This is a genomic window from uncultured Polaribacter sp. (assembly GCF_947503875.1).
Classification (GTDB): Bacteria; Bacteroidota; Bacteroidia; order Flavobacteriales; family Flavobacteriaceae; genus Polaribacter.
This window is the reverse complement of sequence record NZ_CANNFH010000006.1, coordinates 190,054-208,772: the sequence shown is the minus strand read 5'-3', so window position 1 is coordinate 208,772 and position 18,719 is coordinate 190,054. Positions and strand designations below refer to the sequence as shown.

The window sequence follows — 18,719 nt, the reverse complement described above, 5'->3', positions numbered from 1 at the left end:
TGATGGTTGATGGTTGATGGTTGATGGTTGATGGTTGATGGTTGATGGTTGATGGTTGATGGTTGATGGTTGATGGTAAATTCCAAAAAACTAGCTTCTTTTCAATCTTTAAACAAATAAACTTATAAACAATTTTCACATTGCAACTTTGCAACTTTTTAACTTTTTAACTTTTTAACTTTAAAACTTTGCAACTTTTTAACTTTAAAACCCATATCAATCAATTTTTCTCCTCTAACATTGGTACAAAAGCGAAATCTCCTAATTCTTCTTTTTCGAACTCTTTAGCAGATTTTCTTGTAAAAAGGGTCATTATTTGGGTTTTATCTCCAACAGGAATCAACAGCTTACCTCCTATTTTTAGTTGAGCCAATAAAGGATTTGGCACATAAGGTGCTCCTGCTGTAACAATAATTTTATCAAAAGGTGCTTTTTCTTTTAGTCCAATATAACCATCTCCAAAAATAAATTTTTTAGGCTTATACCCTAGCTTGGGTAAAAAAAGCGATGTTTTTTTAAACAATTCTCTTTGTCTTTCTATTGTATAGACTTCTGCTTTCAGCTCTAATAAAACTGCAGTTTGGTAACCAGAACCTGTACCAATTTCTAGTATTTTTTCACCAGAAACAATCGCTAAAGTTTGCGATTGAAAAGCAACAGTATAAGGCATAGATATGGTTTGTTCTGCAGCAATAGGAAATGCTTTATCTTGGTAAGCGTGAGACTCAAAACTAGAATCTATAAACAAATGCCTTGGTATTTTACGTACTGCATTTAAAACATTTTCATCTACAATTCCCTTTGCCTTTAACACAATAGCTAATTGATTTCTAAGTCCTTGATGTTTTGGTGTATCTTTCAATTTTAACAAATTTCTAAGACCTAAAAATAAGGATAATTATATTTACAAACTCATAAAATTGTATCTTTGTTTGGCTCGTTTTTTAACGAATTAAATAAATCAACACAAACGTTTAACTTTAAAAGAGTTAAATATAAAAATACATATATGCTAAAAGTAGGAGTTTTAGGTGCTGGCCATCTTGGTAAAATTCATTTACGTTTATTACAACAATCTAAAAAATATGAATTGGTTGGTTTTTTTGACCCTAACTTAGAAAATGCTAAAAAAGTAGCTGAAGAATTTGGTTACAAAATGTTTAATTCTGTTGAACAATTAATTGCAGCAGTAGAGGTTGTAAATATAGTTACACCAACATTATCTCATTTTGATTGTGCCAAAAAAGCAATAGAAAGTGACTGCCATATCTTTATAGAAAAACCCATTACAAATACAGTTTTAGAAGCAGAAGCCATTAGAACTTTAGCAAGCCAAAATCACATAAAAGGGCAAGTGGGTCATGTAGAGCGTTTTAACCCTGCATTTACTGCTGTAAAGGATAAAATAAACAATCCTATGTTTATTGAAACACACAGACTGGCAGAATTTAATCCTAGAGGTACAGATGTACCCGTTGTTTTAGATTTAATGATACATGATATAGATATTATATTATCTGTTGTAGATTCTAAAGTGAAAAATTTACATGCAAGTGGGGTATCTGTAATTTCTGATACACCAGACATTGCAAATGCTAGAATTGAGTTTGAAAACGGTTGTGTTGCGAATTTAACAGCGAGTAGAATTTCTATGAAGAACATGCGTAAAACACGCTTTTTTCAGAAAGATGCTTACATTTCTGTAAACTTTTTAAGTAAAGAGTCTGAAATTGTAAGAATGAATGATGTACCTGAAAATCCGGATGAATTTGCCATGATTTTACAAAATGCAGAAGGCGTTAAGAAACAAATCTATTTTGATAAGCCAAAAGTCCTAGAAAATAATGCCATTTTAGACGAGTTAGAATCTTTTGCAGAGGCTATTGAAACCGATAAAGTGCCAGTAGTTTCTTTAGGTGCAGGTACAGAAGCTTTGCGCGTTGCACAAATGATTATTGATTGTTTTTAATCCCATCCTTAATCCTTCCCAAAGGGAAGGAAATACTATTGAGTTTTAGGTATTGCAATGCAAATTGATAACCAGTATAATAATAATGAAATTTTTATTCACCCAAATAAAAATTCCTTCAATTAAGTAAGGTCAATATGGGGCTTTTTTTATGAAAAATATAGCTGTAATCGGTGCAGGAACCATGGGAAATGGCATTGCACACACCTTTGCTCAATTTAACTATAAGGTTAATTTAATAGATATTTCTAAAAGTTCTTTAGAAAAAGGAGTGGCAACTATTTCTAAAAATTTGGATAGAATGGTTGCTAAAGAAAAAATTACAGAAAGCGATAAAAACAATACTTTAGACAATATAAAATTATATACCGTTATAAGTGAAGGTGTTAAAAATGTAGATTTAGTGGTTGAAGCTGCCACAGAAAACACAGATTTAAAACTAAAGATTTTTAAAGAATTGGATGAAAATTGTGCAGAAAAAACAATTCTTGCAACAAATACATCTTCTATATCTATAACGCAAATTGCAGCAGTTACAAATAGACCAGAAAAGGTAATAGGAATGCATTTTATGAATCCTGTGCCAATTATGAAATTAGTAGAAATTATTAGCGGGTACAATACTGCTGATGATGTAATGGATACCATTGTAGATTTGTCTAAAAAAATTGGTAAAATTCCCGTTGCTGTAAACGATTATCCTGGTTTTGTTGCTAACAGAATTTTAATGCCAATGATAAACGAATCTATAGAAACCTTGTACAATGGTGTTGCTGGTGTGCAAGAAATAGATACTGTAATGAAGTTAGGCATGGCACATCCTATGGGGCCTTTACAATTAGCAGATTTTATTGGTTTAGATGTTTGTTTGTCTATAATGAATGTGCTTTATAATGGTTTTAAAAACCCTAAATATGCGCCTTGTCCACTACTTGTAAATATGGTTACTGCTGGTAAACTTGGTGTAAAGTCTGGCGAAGGATTTTACGATTATTCCGCAAACAAAAAAGCGGAAATTGTAGCCAAAATGTTTGCATAAAGTTAAGTCTACAAAAGCAATTTGACTTTTTTAGTTTGTTTATTTTGCTGTAACTTTTTTTAACCAAAAGGTTAAAAAAAGCATAGTAAAGGTAGAAAAAATTGGCTTTTTCTATACTACTACAAACATAAATAACGTTTTATTTTACTTTCTTAATTATTCTTTTTTAAGAAATATTATTAACAACTTACTTTTTATAATTTAGAATTATAAAACATTGCAAATTTACCTTTGTAAACAATAGTTATTATTGATAGTTTTTATACCTTTATCGTAAATTATTATTTAATGACAATTACGCAATTAAAATACGTTTTATCTGTTGCAGAATATCAAAATTTTACTGTTGCAGCAGAACACAGTTTTGTTACACAGCCTACTTTAAGTATGCAAATTCAAAAGTTAGAAGACGAGTTAGATATTAAAATATTTAATCGTGCTAAAAAGCCTATTGAACTAACCCAAGTTGGCGAAAAAATAGTAGAACAAGCTAAAGTTGTTGTAGATGAAAGTAACCGAATTCTAGACATTGTACATCAACAAAAAGGTTTTATTGGTGGAGAATTTAGGCTGGGTATTATACCAACTGTAATGCCTACTTTACTGCCAATGTTTCTGCAAAATTTTACTAAAAAGTACCCTAAAGTAAAATTAATTATAGAAGAATTAACTACCGAAGAAATAATTAGAAAACTTACAGATGGCCATATAGATGCTGCAATTGCTGCTACACCTTTAGAAAATGAAGCCATTAAAGAACAACCTTTATATTATGAACCTTTTGTTGGTTTAATTCCGCAAAATCATCGCTTTTTTAATCAAAAAGTAATTAAAGAAGAGGAGCTAGAAATGGAAGATATTTTGTTGTTGGAAGATGGGCATTGTTTTAAAGATAGCGTAATAAATTTATGTAGAAATCATAAAATAGACAACAAAAAAGGCTTTCAGTTAGAAAGCGGAAGTTTTGATACTTTAATTAAACTCTCTAAAGAAGGTCTAGGTATGACTTTGTTACCTTATTTACATACGTTAGATTTAAATGATGTAGATAAAAAACATTTGCGTGAGTTTACAAATCCGCCTCCTGCTAGAGAGATCAGTTTAATTTACCATAAATCTCAATTAAAAATGCAATTAATAGAGGCATTAAAGAAAACTATAGATGGTGTGGTTAGAGGTGCAATTTCCTTTTCTGACGTTAAAATTATTAGTCCAATAAATAAAAAATAAGTTTAAAAGTATAGACAGTTTACGTATTTAAGAATGCAAACAACAAAGCGATAATTCAAATCATAAAAGACAAAAAGACACAATAAAATAGTTTTTTAACTTAAAGCTAAGTAATATAAAAAGCGTTTATTATCTTTCTTATTTTGCGTTACAAAAAAACCTAAAACTACGTGTAGTTTTAGGTTTTTTTATGAGTTTAAAGTTTTATGTTATTATGAATACATTTTTTCACGTAATTCTTTCACTTTTGGATCCGTTAAATAATCATCAAAAGTACTGTATCGGTCTATAACGCCTTTTGGAGTTAACTCTATAACTCTATTGGCAACAGTTTGTGCAAATTCATGATCGTGTGTAGAAAATAAAATTGTTCCTTTAAAATTAATTAAAGCGTTATTTAAAGATTGTATAGACTCTAAATCTAAGTGATTTGTTGGTTCATCTAAAACCAAAATATTAGCCCTCTTCATCATCATTCTAGACAGCATGCAACGTACTTTTTCTCCTCCAGAAAGTACATTACTTTTCTTTAAAGCTTCTTCTCCAGAGAAAATCATCTTCCCTAAAAAACCGCGTAAAAAAACTTCTTCTCGCTCTTCTTCTGTTTGGGCATATTGCCTTAACCAATCTACCAAATTTAAATCTCCATTCTGAAAAAACGAAGAATTATCTAGTGGCAAATAAGATTGTGTTGTGGTAACACCCCAAGCAAATTTACCTGCATCTGCTTTTTGATTTCCGTTTATAATTTCATAAAAAGCAGTAATGGCTCTAGAATTTTTAGAAATAACGGCCACTTTATCACCTTTATTTAAATTGATGTGTACATCACTAAAAAGCTTTTCTCCCTCAAAGTTTTTTTCTAAACCTTCTACATTTAAAATTTGATCTCCTGCTTCTCTATCACTCTTATAAATAATTGCTGGGTAACGTCTGCTAGAAGGTTTTATATCTTCTACATTTAACTTATCAATCATTTTTTTACGCGATGTTGCTTGTTTAGATTTGGCAACATTGGCCGAAAAACGTCTAATAAATTCTTCTAACTCTTTCTTTTTATCTTCTGCTTTTTTGTTTTGTTGTGCTCTTTGTTTTGCTGCTAATTGAGAGCTCTCATACCAAAATGTATAATTACCAGAATAATGATTTATTTTACTAAAATCAATATCAGAAATATGTGTACAAACTGCGTCTAAAAAGTGTCTGTCATGCGAAACCACAATAACACAATTGTCATAATTGGCTAAAAAGTTTTCTAACCAACCAATGGTTTCAAAATCCAAATCGTTGGTAGGCTCATCCATAATTAAAACATCAGGATTACCAAATAAAGCCTGGGCTAACAGAACACGTACTTTTTGTTTCCCGTCTAAATCTTTCATTAATGTATAATGTAAGGCTTCAGAAATACCTAAATTAGATAGCATAGCTGCTGCATCAGAATCTGCATTCCAACCATTCATTTCTTCAAAAACAATTTGCAACTCCCCTATTTTCTCTGCATTTTCGTCTGTATAATCTGCGTATAACTCGTCTATTTGCTTTTTAATAGCAAACAACTCTTTATTACCCATTACAACTGTTTCTAAAACCGGAAACTCATCAAATTCGTTATGGTTTTGCGTTAAAACAGACATACGCTTGCCTGTTTCTAAATGTACACTGCCAGAAGTTGGGTCTTGTTTGCCAGAAAGAATCTTTAAAAAAGTAGATTTTCCTGCACCATTTGCACCAATAATTCCATAGCAATTGCCTGTTTGAAATTTCGTATTTACTTCATCAAACAATATACGCTTGCCAAACTGTACAGATAAATTAGAAACTGATAACATAACTCTATTTTTAAATTTTGTGCAAAAGTACAAATTCCTTTCTTTTTATCAAGTTTTAAAAAGAATAGATTTACATCCACTTAAGTAAAACTTTGCTCTTTTCTTAAGGCTATTTTAACAGCGTATTAACAAGCATAAGACAGGGTTATATCTACTTTTGTTCACAGCGCAATTATTTAACATGAACCATCAAAAAAACATATTTCTTATACTACTTTTTGCTTTTAATTTTCTGGGTTGTTTAAACCAAGAAGAAAAGGAAGAAACTTATTTTGGTGGAAAAATAATTAACCCTAAAACTAAGTTTGTTGTGCTACAAACTATGGATAAAGTTATAGATACGCTTTATTTAGACGCCAAAAATAAATTTTTAGGAAAATACACTTCCTTAAAAGAAGGTTTGTATTATTTTGAACACGGTAATGAAAATCAGTACATATATCTAGAACCTAAAGACAGCTTAATGCTGCGTTTAAATACTTGGGATTTTGATGAATCTTTAGTTTATGCAGGTAAAGGCGCAGAAAGAAATAACATATTAATTGATATTTTTATAGAAGACGAAAATCAAAATTCTTTTTTCTATAAACTTAATACGCATAATTCTGACGTTTACCTGAATAAAATGGATTCTCTAATCAAGCAACGCTTAACAACTTTTAGAGATTATGTAGAAAAACATCCAGAAGAAACTACCAGTTATTTTAATATCTTAAAAACTGCACTTACGTATCCCATTTACTCTAGAATTGAAAGGTATCCCATTAACCACGCTAAACTTCATAAAAAGGTAGATTATAAGATTAATAATACGAACTTCTATAATTACAGGGAAAACATTCGTTTTAATAACGACAGTTTAATGTACTATACACCTTATACAAGATATATAAGAAATTATTTGTATAATTTAACCTATGCTTTAGGTCATAAACCTACAAGATTAGAATTCTCTTCGGAATTTACAGTTGATTTATTAAAAACTATAGATCGTAAAATTAATACTGAAAATTCTAAAAATGCATTTTTGAAAAGAACAGTTTTAGATCATTTTTATAAAAAATCAAGCTGTAATATTAATCAACCAACATTTGCTACATTTTTTGAATTAAGTTCTAATGAAGATGATAAAACCTTAATTAGTAAATTACTAGAAGACAACAAGACTTTACATAAAGGAGACGAATTAAAAGATTTTAGTATAATAGACTTCACGGATCAAAAAATAAACATTCAAGATTTTACTTTAAATAAAAATACGGTACTCGTGTTTTGGAATAAAAAATATTTTTCTAACTCTTTCTTAAGTACAAGAATACCATACTTAAAGAAAAACTTTCCTAAATTAAATTTTGCCGTTATAGAAATTGATGGAAATAGCAATAGTAGAATACATAATTTAGATATAAAAGACCAATATTATATTAATGCAAAAAGCTTAAAAAACAATTTTTTACAAAGTGCAATGCCAAGAACAATTCTAGTAAATAAAAACGGAATTATAGAAAACGGCTACGCCAGCATTTCCTCCAATAATTTTTATAAGCAGCTACAAAATCTTACTAAAAATAATTAAATAGCACAAAACTTGCTATGTTTATAATTTACTGTAACTTTGCACGGTTTTAATTTTGAGTATTTTAAAACAAAACCAAGTCGAAATTTATTAACAAGGTTTGCAGGTGGGCGTTCTGTGAATCTACAAAAACACAGTAATGTCAACATTTTTAGAATTAGGCCTAAAAGAGCCTATAAACAAAGCATTAACAGATTTAGGTTACGAAAAACCAACTGTTATACAAGAAAAAGCAATTCCACAAATAATATCTTCTACAGACGATTTAAAGGCTTTTGCACAAACAGGTACAGGAAAAACAGCAGCATTTAGTTTGCCAATATTAGAACTTTTAGATGAAAGTAATTCTAATGTGCAAGCAATTATACTATCTCCAACAAGAGAATTAGCCGTACAAATTGGTAAAAATATAGAAGACTTTTGCAAATATTTAAAAAATGTAAAAGTAACTACCGTTTATGGTGGTGCTAATATGGATACACAAATTAGATCTTTAAAAAGAGGATCTCAAATAGTGGTAGGAACTCCTGGTAGAACAGTAGATCTTATAAATAGAAGAGCATTAAAGTTAGGTAATGTGCAGTGGTTGGTTTTAGATGAAGCTGATGAAATGCTAAACATGGGCTTTAAAGAAGAACTAGATAAGGTTTTAGAAGCTACGCCAGAAACCAAACAAACGTTACTTTTTTCTGCTACTTTTCCTAGAGAAGTTGAGGCTATTGCCAGAAATTATATGACCAAACCAGTAGAAGTTACTTCTGGTGAAAAAAACCAAGGTTCAGATAATGTAAGTCACGAGTATTATGCTGTTACAGAAAGAACACGTTACCCTGCACTTAAAAGAATTGCAGATTTAAACCCAAACATATATGCAATTATTTTCTGTAGAACAAGAAGAGAAACACAAGAAGTTGCAGATAATTTAATAAAAGATGGGTATAGTGCAGATGCTTTACATGGAGATTTATCTCAAGGTCAAAGAGATTCTGTAATGGGTAAATTCCGTAAGAAAACCATTCAAATTTTAGTAGCTACAGATGTTGCTGCAAGAGGTTTAGATGTTACAGAATTAACACATGTTTTAAACCATAAATTACCAGATCAAATAGAGAACTATACACATAGAAGTGGTAGAACTGGTAGAGCTGGTAATAAAGGTATTTCTATTGTCTTAGTAAACGGTAAAGAAAAAGGAAAACTTAGATCTATAGAAAGAATTATTAAAAAGAAATTTGTAGAAACTAAAGTGCCAACAGGTAAAGAAATTGTTGAGAATCAGTTAATGCATTTAATAGATAAAGTAAAGGCTACAGAAGTTAACAGTTCTGAAATTGAAGAATTTTTACCAAATATATATACTAAATTAGAAGATTTAGATAGAGAAGAACTAATTCAAAAGTTTGTTTCTTTAGAGTTTAATAGTATGTTAGCATATTATGAAAACTCAAAAGATTTAAACGATTTATCTTCTAGAGATAATTCTAGAGCTAGATCTACTAACGAAAACATGACGCGCTTTTTTATTAATATTGGTAGAAAAGATAGCCTAAACCCTGGTAAGTTAATTGGTTTAATTAACGAACAAAATATTGGCGATAAAATTGAAATTGGTGCAATAGACATCTTAGACACTTTTTCATTTTTCGAAATAGATAAAAATTTTGAAGACAAAACTTTAGAAGCTTTTGCAGAAAATCAACCTGATTTTGATGGGAGATCTGTAAATGTTGAAATTACCAAGAAAGAACGTTCTGGAGGTGGAAGACGTGGAGGAAAGAAACCTTTTGGTAAAAAAGATGGCGGATTTGGAAGACGTAGAAGTGCAGAAGGTTCTTCTAGAAGATCTAAAGATTCTAACAGGAGTTCTGAAAGACGTTCTTCTGGCGGTGGAGACAGGAAATCTGGAGGTTTTGGCAGAAAACGAAGAGAAAGAAGTTAACAGAAATCTATAATAAAGAAGCTGCTTTACTAGTAATTTATAATCAGATTTGTTCATAAAATAGTAGCTCCAAATAGATGTCTTTTTAATTGAAACATAGTAGAATCAAAAAATTTCATGTGAAATTAAACCAAGATTTCTCTACAAATTGAAAATGATATATAATATCTAAATAATTACTTTTAAAAGAGTTAGTAGTATTACAAATAATACTTCAAAAAAAAATACAAGCAATTAATTGCTTGTATTTTTTTTGAAGAACTATTAAATAAAAATTATCTTCTTACAGTTCCTGTTGGTAATGTAGCTAAATTTTGATTTAGAGTATGTGTTGCTGGTGCAGTTTCATTTCCTGCAGCACCTAGTAATGGCTTCATTGCAAAAGGTGCAGGAGAATCATCTGGAGAAGGCTCTATACTAATAACTGCTGTTCTTCCTCTAACATCTAAAGGGAATGTAAAACCTGTTGGGGCATTTAAGAAAAAATCTTCTCCAGGAATTGGTGGTCCTGCATTACTTTGAGTTCCACTAAAACCATTAGTATCATCTCTTTCTGCAAGTCCTGTAAATGTTCCTGTAGAAATTGGACCAACTCCATCTACAACAACCCAACCTTCATATTGCCATCCTGGAGCTAATGTTGGTAAACTTAAGCCTACAGTTGGTGGCGCTCCCGGAGTTCCAAACCAAATTCCATATGCATCATTACCATTATTTCCAGAACCAGCCATTTCATCCGTTGGTGTTCTTAAGAAAAATTGTCCAGATATGTTTGTAAAATCATTAGCATCTGATGTTACAGGTGCAACCCATACATTTGCAGTGTTTCCAGAGAAATCCCCAGCTAAAACTTTTGTTGCTGCAGGTGCAGGATCTGGATCTATTGCTGGTTCTATAGATAAAACAAATGTAGTGGCTGTTTGTAAATCATTACTGTCTACGGTGTAAGTTTGCGGGAAGTTTACACTAGTAAAAGTTCCTGTGCTTACTGGCGTTCCATTCACTATTAACCAACCTTCATATACAAAATCTGGTCCTAAAGCTTCTAAGCCAGTAAAATCTACAGTTAAGTTACCTGTTGTAGGTTCATTTTCTTCATTATCGCTACACGCCACAAAAAATGCTGTTAAAGCGAATACTATTGCTAAATTTAATACTTTTTTCATTTTATTTACTATTTATAATTAATTGTTGTTGGTGACAAAATTAAACGTTAAGATTGTCTTTAAATGTTCGCTAGCGAACACTTAGGCTATTTCTTGTAAAATTCTTAATTCTTTTCTATTAAAATTGATGATACTTGCTTCCTTTAACTCATTCATAAGTACATTTAAGTTAGATCTAGAAGTCCCTATTAAAGAAGCAATATCTTTTTGAGTGTAAGGATGAACAATTATTTTATCGCCAGTTTTTTCGCAATCATACCCATATTCCTCGCACAACTCTTTGGTAAATTCTAAAAAACGTGTTTTGGTGTCCTTAAACAAAATAAGTTGTAATCTGCGTTCTAACTTTTTAAAACGTAATCCTAAAAATTTATATATTTTTAAGCTGAAGGTTCTGTTGTCTCGCATTAAATCATGCATCGTTTCAATACCTATAGGACAAATAGAAGTGGAATTATCTAAAGATTGTGCAAACTCATTTCTCTTTTCTTCACCTAAAATTGCTTTCTCTCCAAATAATTCGCCTTTGGTAAGTATTGCATTTACTACTTCTTCTCCTTCCTCTGTATAGTAACCAATTTTTACTTTTCCTTTCTGAATTAAAAAAACCTTATTTGCTGCATCCTCTGCAAAATAAACGTAATCGCTTTTTTTGTAAACATCAAAAGTGTGGCATTTTTGGTATTCTTTAAATTTATGTGGACAAAGCAAATTGAATAAGTTTACATTATCGAAGAACCAGATATTTTTCATTTTATAATTTAATTTGATACCTGTATAGTCTAAACTAATAATTTTTACTTACAAAAAAACTCCTGAATTTCTTCAGGAGTTTTAATAATCTTTAGTTAATTATAAAATTAAGCGTTCTGTTTTTTTATTAAATTTAAGGCAGAACCTTCATAATACCAATTTATTTGTGCCTCATTATACGTATGATTCAGTTGAATAGCATCTGTGCTGCCATCTGCATGAATTACTTCTAAAGTTAATTGTTTATCTTGGGCAAATTAATTTAAATCCAAAAAGTTAAACGTATCGTCTTCTTGTATTAAGTCATAATCTGCTTCATTTGCAAAAGTTAATCCTAACATTCCTTGTTTTTTAAGGTTTGTTTCATGAATTCTTGCAAAAGATTTTACAATTACAGCAGCAACACCTAAATGCCTAGGCTGCATTGCAGCGTGCTCTCTAGAAGAACCTTCTCCATAGTTATGATCTCCAACAACTATGGTTTTAATTCCTTCTTTTTTATACGCTCTTTGTGTTGCAGGCACAGCATCGTAATCTCCAGTTAATTGATTTTTAACAAAGTTTGTTTTTTGATTAAAAGCGTTAACAGCACCTATTAAGGTATTATTTGCAATATTATCTAAATGACCTCTAAAACGCAACCAAGGTCCTGCCATAGAAATATGGTCTGTAGTACATTTTCCATCTGCCTTTATTAGTAATTTTAATCCCTTTAATTCATTTCCTAATGGCGTAAAAGGGGTTAATAATTGTAATCTTTCAGAATCTTCTTTAACGGCTACTTGCACATGACTACCATCTTTTTCTGGTGCTAAATAACCATCATCTTTTACTTCAAAACCTTTTGGTGGTAATTCCCAACCTGTAGGTTCATCTAACATTACTTCTTCCCCATCTTGGTTAATTAATTTATCTGTAATGGGGTTAAAATCTAAACGACCTGCAATAGTTACCGCTGCAACCATTTCTGGTGATGCTACAAAGGCGTGTGTATTTGGATTACCATCTGCTCTTTTAGCAAAATTTCTATTAAAAGAATGTATAATTGAGTTTTTTGGTGCGTTTGCAGGATCTGAATATCTTGCCCATTGACCAATACAAGGACCACAAGCATTGGTAAAAATAGTTGCATCTAATTTTTCAAAAATGTCTAAAATACCATCTCTTTCTGCTGTGTATCTTACTTTTTCAGAACCTGGATTTATTCCAAATTCTGCTTTAATACCAAGTCCTTTATCTATGGCTTGTTGTGCCACTGAAGAGGCTCTAGATAAATCTTCGTAAGAAGAGTTTGTACAAGAACCTATTAGACCCCATTCAACTTGTAAAGGCCAATCATTTTTATTTGCAATGGCAGTCATATCTGAACCCGCTTTTGTAGACAAATCTGGCGTAAAAGGTCCATTTAATAACGGACTTAATTCTGATAAATTAATTTCTATTACTTGATCAAAATATTTTTCTGGATTTGCATATACTTCTGCATCTCCTGTTAAATAATCTTTTACCTTATTGGCTGCATCTGCAACATCACTTCTGTCTGTAGCTCTTAAATAACGCTCCATAGAATCGTCATAACCAAAGGTAGAAGTAGTGGCACCTATTTCTGCTCCCATATTACAAATGGTTCCTTTTCCTGTGCAAGACATAGCAATTGCTCCTGGTCCAAAATACTCTACAATAGCACCTGTTCCTCCTTTTACAGTTAAAATATCTGCAACTTTTAAAATAACATCTTTTGGCGCTGTCCAACCAGAAAGTTTTCCTGTTAATTTAACACCAATCAACTTTGGAAATTTCAATTCCCAAGCCATACCTGCCATAACATCTACAGCATCTGCACCACCTACTCCAATTGCCACCATTCCTAAACCACCAGCATTTACGGTGTGAGAATCTGTACCAATCATCATTCCGCCAGGAAATGCATAATTTTCTAAAACTACCTGATGAATAATTCCTGCTCCTGGTTTCCAAAATCCTAAACCATATTTATTAGAAACAGATTCTAAGAAATTAAAAACTTCGTTACTTGTATTTAAAGCCGATTGTAAATCTGAACTTGCACCATTTTTTGCTTGAATTAAATGATCACAATGCGTTGTTGTTGGTACTGCCACTTTATCTTTACCTGCTTGCATAAATTGCAACAATGCCATTTGTGCAGTTGCGTCTTGTAAAGCTATTCTATCTGGCGCAAAATCTACATAATCTTTACCTCTAACAAAATTCTTCTTGGGTTTTCCTTCCCAAAGATGGGCATACAAAATTTTTTCTGCTAATGTTAATGGTTTACCTGTAATTTCACGTGCAGTATCAACTCGTTTTGAAACGTTTGCATACACTTTTTTTATCATATCAATATCGAAAGCCATATCAATTATTTTAATTATTCACCTCTAATTTAAATAATTATTATTGATTTAAAAACTTTTTTACCTTAATAGACTTTTTTGTCTCTAAAACTAAGATTAAAAATACAACAAGAAGTATTTCACAAAAAAAGCCTGAGTACTAGACTCAGGCTTATTCACATATTATTATATTTTATTTATGCTACTACCAAATTCTTGTTAGAAGGCTTAAATTTAGTTAACACAATACCTTCAACAGCAGCTTCATATTCTGCCATAGTTGGTGTTCTACCCAAAATAGAGGATAACACTACAACTGGTGTTGATGACAATAATGATTCTCCTTTTTTCTCTCCTGTATCTCTTACCACTCTTCCTTGAAATAAACGTGTAGAAGTTGCCATTACTGTATCTCCTGGTTCTGCTTTTTCTTGATTACCCATACATAAGTTACATCCAGGACGTTCTAAATACAACATGTTTTCATATTTAGTTCTTGCCAAACCTTTTGGTGCACTATCATCAAACTCAAAACCTGAATATTTTTGTAAAACTTCCCAGTCTCCTTCTGCTTTTAATTCATCAACAATATTGTAAGTTGGTGGTGCCACTACTAAAGGTGCGTTAAATACTACTTTACCTTGTTGCTTTTCAATATTTTTTAGCATTTGTGCTAAAATTTGCATGTCTCCTTTATGAATCATACAAGAACCAATAAAACCTAAATCTACTTTTTTAGTTCCACCGTAAAAAGATAAAGGTTGAATGTTATCATGCGTGTAACGCTTAGAAACATCTTCATTATTTACATCTGGATCTGCAATCATTGGTTCAACAATTTGATCTAAATCAATAATTACATCTGCATAATATTTAGCGTCTGCATCTGGCTTTAAAGCAGATTTAGTTCCTGTTTTAATTTCAATGATACGTGTATTTGCTTTATCTACTAAACCTTTTAAGTCTTGCTTAGGATTATCCATTCCTTTATCGATCATAATCTGAATACGATCTCTTGAAATTTCTAATGATTCAATTAAAGTTTCATCTTCAGAAATACAGATAGATGCTTTCGCTTTCATTTCTGCTGTCCAATCTGTAAAAGTAAACGCCTGATCTGAAGTTAGAGTACCAATATGTACTTCAATAATTTTTCCTTGAAAAACATTTTCGCCATCAAACTGATTCAACATTTGTTGTTGTGTAGCATGCACTACATCACGGAAATCCATATAAGATTTCATTTCTCCTTTAAAGGTAACTTTTACTGATTCTGGAATTGGCATTGTAGCTTCACCTGTGGCCAAAGCTAAAGCGACTGTACCTGAATCTGCACCAAAAGCAACTCCTTTTGCCATACGTGTATGAGAATCTCCACCAATAATAACATCCCAATCATCAACAGCAAGGTCATTTAATACTTTATGAATTACATCTGTCATTGCATGATAGTTCCCTTTAGGGTCACGTGCAGTAACCAATCCAAAATCATTCATAAACGACATTAACCTTGGTATGTTAGCTTTAGATTTATCGTCCCAAACAGAAGCGGTATGACAACCAGATTGGTAACCACAATCTACAATTGGAGAAATAACTGTTGCAGCCATATTCTCTAATTCTTGAGAAGTCATTAATCCTGTAGTATCTTGAGAACCTACAATATTTACTTCTACTCTAACATTAGAACCTGCATGTAATGTTTTTCCTGGTGTAGTTCCTACTGCATTTCTGTTAAAAATCTTTTCAACAGCAGTTAAACCTTGTCCTTCAATAGATACTTCTTTTGCAGCTGCATAAACTTGAGGAACATCAATTCCTAACACTTTACAAGCAAAAGTTTGTAACTTTTTACCAAAAACAACAGCATAAGAACCTCCTGCTTTTATAAACTCCTTTTTTGGTGGTGTTAAGGCAGTAGAAATATCTTTTAACTCTTGGTCTCCTTTATATAATTTTTTTGTCTTCGTATTAATGGTAAGAACAGTTCCTGTTGCAACAGAATATTCTTCTTTTAAAATTGCCTCACCATCTTCATCTACAACTGTGTTACCATTTGCATCTTTTTGCTTAACCCAGTTTTTTAAATCAATTCCAATACCTCCAGTTACACCAACAGTTGTTAAAAAGATTGGTGCAATTCCATTTGTACCAGCAATAACTGGCGCTATATTAATAAATGGTACATAAGGACTTGAAGGAATCCCTGTCCATAAAGCAACATTATTTACCCCAGACATTCTAGAAGAACCAACTCCCATTGTTCCTTTGTCTGCGATTAACATCACTCTTTTATTTGGATGCTTTTCTTTTAATGCCAATAACTCTTGTTGCATTTCTTTATTGTGCTCAAACATAGATTGTCCGTGTAATTCACGATCTGATCTTGAATGTGCATCTGCACCTGGGGATAATAAATCTGTAGAAATATCTCCAATACCTGCAACAAAAGTTACAATTTCTATTTCTTCTTCTATTTCTGGTAATTTTGTAAAAAACTCTGCTTGCGCATAACTTTCTATGATTTCTTTAGCAATAGCACTTCCCGAATTTAATGCAGTTTCTAAACGCTCCATATCTGCTTCGTATAAGAAAACCTGAGTTTTTAACACCTTAGCTGCTTCTGATGCAATGGCAGCATCATTTCCTAAAGCTAAATCTAATAAAACATTTATAGAAGGCCCACCTTTCATGTGCGATAATTGTTCAAAAGCAAAAGCGGGTGTAATTTCTTTTACTGTTTCTTCTCCAAGAATAATTTCTTTTAAAAACTTGGCTTTTACACCTGCAGCACTTGTAGTACCTGGTAAAACATTATAGATAAAAAAATGAAGAGAACCTTCTCTGTATTCATTATCTACGTCTTTTATTTGTGCAATAAGTGCGCTTGTTAATTCTGCACCATCAATTGGCTGTGGGTGAAGTCCTTGACCTTTTCTATCTTCTATTTGCTTAAGATAATCCGTATAAATGCTCATAAATGGAGTTTTTTTTATGTTTAGTTTTTTCTAAGTTTTATAATTTTCGCTACAAAAATTCATAAGAACATGTAATAGCAAAACTACTCTTTTTCCTTAGATTTTGAAAGATAAATAATAGAAACCGTTAATTAATGGATAATAAAAAACTATTTGAATTATAACTGAATAAAAATGAATAAAAATGAATGATTTTATTCATTTTTTGAGAAAAATATAAAAAAAAGCAGACTAGTAAGCCGAATTCTGTACCTTAAAAAGGTTCTTATCATTTATCTAGTTCTAAAATTACTCTTAGAATCTATCTGCCTACCCTTTAGAGTCGAGCGAGAAGCTCTCAAATTCTAATATACATGGCATTGCACCTCATAGAGTTTACCTGGTTTCACTACAGCTTAACCTGTACATACTTTCTGCTGCACTTGTCCTCAGCTTTCGCTGGACGGATGTTATCCGCTATGATTCTCTTTGGTGTCCGGACTTTCCTTCACGCTAAAGCGTGACGATAAGATAAGTCTGCTAAATTTTTATATTATATGCAAAATTACACTTTCTTTTATAAAAAAACCCACTCAAAAAAATTGAGTGGGAAAATTGCTATGAAAAAGAAAAAGTGTTATCGATTTCTCAATAACTGTGCGAATATATATCAAAAAACCATATTAGTATGCTAAAATAATGTGATTTTTATTACTTTAACATTAATTTAAGAAAACATGTCTTTTACTTTTTCAAAAAATGATTTGTCTGATTTATTCGGACTTGGTACAAAGTTAACATCACCTTGCATTTTATCAAAAAACTGTCTTTGTTCTTTTGTTAGCTCTTGAGGTGTCCAAACATTTATATGGATTAAGAAATCTCCTGTTCCATAACGTTCTATGCTTGGTAATCCTTTACCTTTTAATCGTAAAATTTTACCAGATTGTGTTCCTGCATCAATCTTAATCTTTACCTTTCCCGTTACGGTTTCTACTTCTTTGCTGACTCCTAAAACTGCTTCAGAGAAATTTACATACAAATCATAATGAATGTTAGTACCTTCTCTTTTTAAGTTTTCGTGCGGTATTTCTTCAATTAACACTAATAAATCTCCTGAAACAGAGTTTTTACCTGGTGCATCATTTCCTTTTCCACCTACTTTTAGCTGTACACCTTCTGTTACACCTGCAGGAATGTTAATAGGTACTGTTTCTTCTTTGACCACCAAACCTTGTGCATCTGCGCCATTTGGTTTACTACTTATCATTTCTCCTGCGCCAGAACATGTGCTACAAGTTGTAGCGGTTTGCATTCTACCTAAAATGGTATTGGTAACACGCATTTGTTGGCCAGAACCATTACAAGTAGAACAGGTTTTGTAACGTACACCATCTGCTTGTACTTTTCTCCGCACTTTTACCTTCTTCTCTACTCCTTTGGCTATTTCTTCTAAAGTAAGTTTTACACGAATACGCATATTAGTACCTTTAACTCTGGCTTGTCTTTGGCCGCCACCAAAGCCACCTCCAAAGCCGCCACCAAAACCACCTCCGCCAAAAATGTCTCCAAATTGGCTGAATATGTCATCCATATTCATGCCACCACCACCAAAACCGCCACCACCTTGAGGACCATCAAAAGCTGCATGACCATATTGATCATAACGTGCTTTTTTGTTTTCGTCGCTTAAAACTTCGTAGGCTTCTGCTGCTTTTTTAAAGTTTTCTTCAGCAGTTTTATCATCTGGATTTTTATCTGGATGATATTTGATTGCCATTTTTCTATATGCTTTCTTAATTTCTGCTTGAGTAGCTGATTTAGAAATGCCTAATATGTCGTAAAAATCTTGTTTTGCCATTTGTTCAGTTTTCAGTATTTAGTACTCAGTAGGCAGTCCAAAA

General features: G+C 31.8%; 11 protein-coding genes, 1 other RNA gene and 1 pseudogene. 5 read left to right on the top strand and 8 right to left on the bottom strand.

Features of this window, described 5'->3' with window-relative positions; translation table 11 throughout:
* Positions 1–220: 220 nt before the first annotated feature.
* Positions 221–862, bottom strand: coding sequence for a protein-L-isoaspartate(D-aspartate) O-methyltransferase (locus Q0684_RS11580; protein WP_299016833.1), 642 nt, complete (start codon positions 860–862; stop codon positions 221–223).
* A 147-nt stretch (positions 863–1,009) separates the two neighbouring features.
* Between Q0684_RS11580 and Q0684_RS11575 the strand changes: the two genes are divergently transcribed.
* The 3 genes from Q0684_RS11575 to Q0684_RS11565 all read left to right on the top strand — a co-directional run bounded on the left by Q0684_RS11575 (position 1,010) and on the right by Q0684_RS11565 (position 4,238).
* Entirely contained in the window at positions 1,010–1,969 is a 960-nt protein-coding gene (locus Q0684_RS11575; RefSeq protein ID WP_299016830.1) for a Gfo/Idh/MocA family oxidoreductase, read from the top strand.
* A 151-nt stretch (positions 1,970–2,120) separates the two neighbouring features.
* Entirely contained in the window at positions 2,121–3,008 is an 888-nt protein-coding gene (locus Q0684_RS11570; protein ID WP_299016827.1) for a 3-hydroxybutyryl-CoA dehydrogenase, read from the top strand.
* 288 nt (positions 3,009–3,296) lie between these two features.
* Positions 3,297–4,238 carry a hydrogen peroxide-inducible genes activator gene (locus Q0684_RS11565; RefSeq protein ID WP_299016825.1) on the top strand — a complete coding sequence of 314 codons (942 nt, stop codon included), beginning with the start codon at positions 3,297–3,299 and terminating at the stop codon, positions 4,236–4,238.
* Between the two features lie 212 nt (positions 4,239–4,450).
* On the opposite strand, the gene Q0684_RS11560 is transcribed toward Q0684_RS11565, so the two are convergent.
* On the bottom strand, positions 4,451–6,070 hold the full coding sequence (locus Q0684_RS11560) for an ATP-binding cassette domain-containing protein (protein ID WP_299016823.1): 1,620 nt from the start codon (positions 6,068–6,070) through the stop codon (positions 4,451–4,453).
* 181 nt (positions 6,071–6,251) lie between these two features.
* Here Q0684_RS11560 and Q0684_RS11555 point away from each other — a divergent pair, with 181 nt between their 5' ends.
* Positions 6,252–7,646 carry a hypothetical protein gene (locus Q0684_RS11555; protein ID WP_299016821.1) on the top strand — a complete coding sequence of 465 codons (1,395 nt, stop codon included), beginning with the start codon at positions 6,252–6,254 and terminating at the stop codon, positions 7,644–7,646.
* Positions 7,647–7,785: 139 nt separating this feature from the next.
* The gene (locus tag Q0684_RS11550; protein ID WP_299016819.1) at positions 7,786–9,585 is read left to right on the top strand and encodes a DEAD/DEAH box helicase; all 1,800 of its coding nucleotides are present in this window, start codon (positions 7,786–7,788) and stop codon (positions 9,583–9,585) included.
* A 275-nt stretch (positions 9,586–9,860) separates the two neighbouring features.
* On the opposite strand, the gene Q0684_RS11545 is transcribed toward Q0684_RS11550, so the two are convergent.
* From Q0684_RS11545 to dnaJ, 6 genes and pseudogenes are all read right to left on the bottom strand, one after another.
* The gene (locus Q0684_RS11545; RefSeq protein WP_299016817.1) at positions 9,861–10,751 is read right to left on the bottom strand and encodes an anti-sigma factor; all 891 of its coding nucleotides are present in this window, start codon (positions 10,749–10,751) and stop codon (positions 9,861–9,863) included.
* Positions 10,752–10,832: 81 nt separating this feature from the next.
* Positions 10,833–11,504, bottom strand: coding sequence for a Crp/Fnr family transcriptional regulator (locus tag Q0684_RS11540; protein ID WP_299016814.1), 672 nt, complete (start codon positions 11,502–11,504; stop codon positions 10,833–10,835).
* A gap of 107 nt (positions 11,505–11,611) precedes the next feature.
* Positions 11,612–13,879: pseudogene (locus tag Q0684_RS11535) on the bottom strand (aconitate hydratase).
* Positions 13,880–14,055: 176 nt separating this feature from the next.
* Complete coding sequence (locus Q0684_RS11530) at positions 14,056–16,836, bottom strand: bifunctional aconitate hydratase 2/2-methylisocitrate dehydratase (protein WP_299016811.1); 2,781 nt, start codon at positions 16,834–16,836, stop codon at positions 14,056–14,058.
* 219 nt (positions 16,837–17,055) lie between these two features.
* Positions 17,056–17,359: RNase P RNA component class A (gene rnpB / locus Q0684_RS11525), an RNA gene on the bottom strand.
* Positions 17,360–17,542: 183 nt separating this feature from the next.
* Entirely contained in the window at positions 17,543–18,676 is a 1,134-nt protein-coding gene (gene dnaJ / locus Q0684_RS11520; protein ID WP_299016803.1) for a molecular chaperone DnaJ, read from the bottom strand.
* Between the last annotated feature and the right edge of the window lie 43 nt (positions 18,677–18,719).

What these genes read in the sequence shown, in the direction of transcription:
- Q0684_RS11575 (WP_299016830.1), top strand. Translation starts at nt 1,010, where the DNA reads ATGCTAAAAGTAGGAGTTTTAGGTGCTGGCCATCTTGGTAAAATTCAT.
- Q0684_RS11570 (WP_299016827.1), top strand. Translation starts at nt 2,121, where the DNA reads ATGAAAAATATAGCTGTAATCGGTGCAGGAACCATGGGAAATGGCATT.
- Q0684_RS11565 (WP_299016825.1), top strand. Translation starts at nt 3,297, where the DNA reads ATGACAATTACGCAATTAAAATACGTTTTATCTGTTGCAGAATATCAA.
- Q0684_RS11560 (WP_299016823.1), bottom strand. Translation starts at nt 6,070, where the DNA reads ATGTTATCAGTTTCTAATTTATCTGTACAGTTTGGCAAGCGTATATTG.
- Q0684_RS11555 (WP_299016821.1), top strand. Translation starts at nt 6,252, where the DNA reads ATGAACCATCAAAAAAACATATTTCTTATACTACTTTTTGCTTTTAAT.
- Q0684_RS11550 (WP_299016819.1), top strand. Translation starts at nt 7,786, where the DNA reads ATGTCAACATTTTTAGAATTAGGCCTAAAAGAGCCTATAAACAAAGCA.
- Q0684_RS11545 (WP_299016817.1), bottom strand. Translation starts at nt 10,751, where the DNA reads ATGAAAAAAGTATTAAATTTAGCAATAGTATTCGCTTTAACAGCATTT.
- Q0684_RS11540 (WP_299016814.1), bottom strand. Translation starts at nt 11,504, where the DNA reads ATGAAAAATATCTGGTTCTTCGATAATGTAAACTTATTCAATTTGCTT.
- Q0684_RS11530 (WP_299016811.1), bottom strand. Translation starts at nt 16,836, where the DNA reads ATGAGCATTTATACGGATTATCTTAAGCAAATAGAAGATAGAAAAGGT.
- dnaJ (WP_299016803.1), bottom strand. Translation starts at nt 18,676, where the DNA reads ATGGCAAAACAAGATTTTTACGACATATTAGGCATTTCTAAATCAGCT.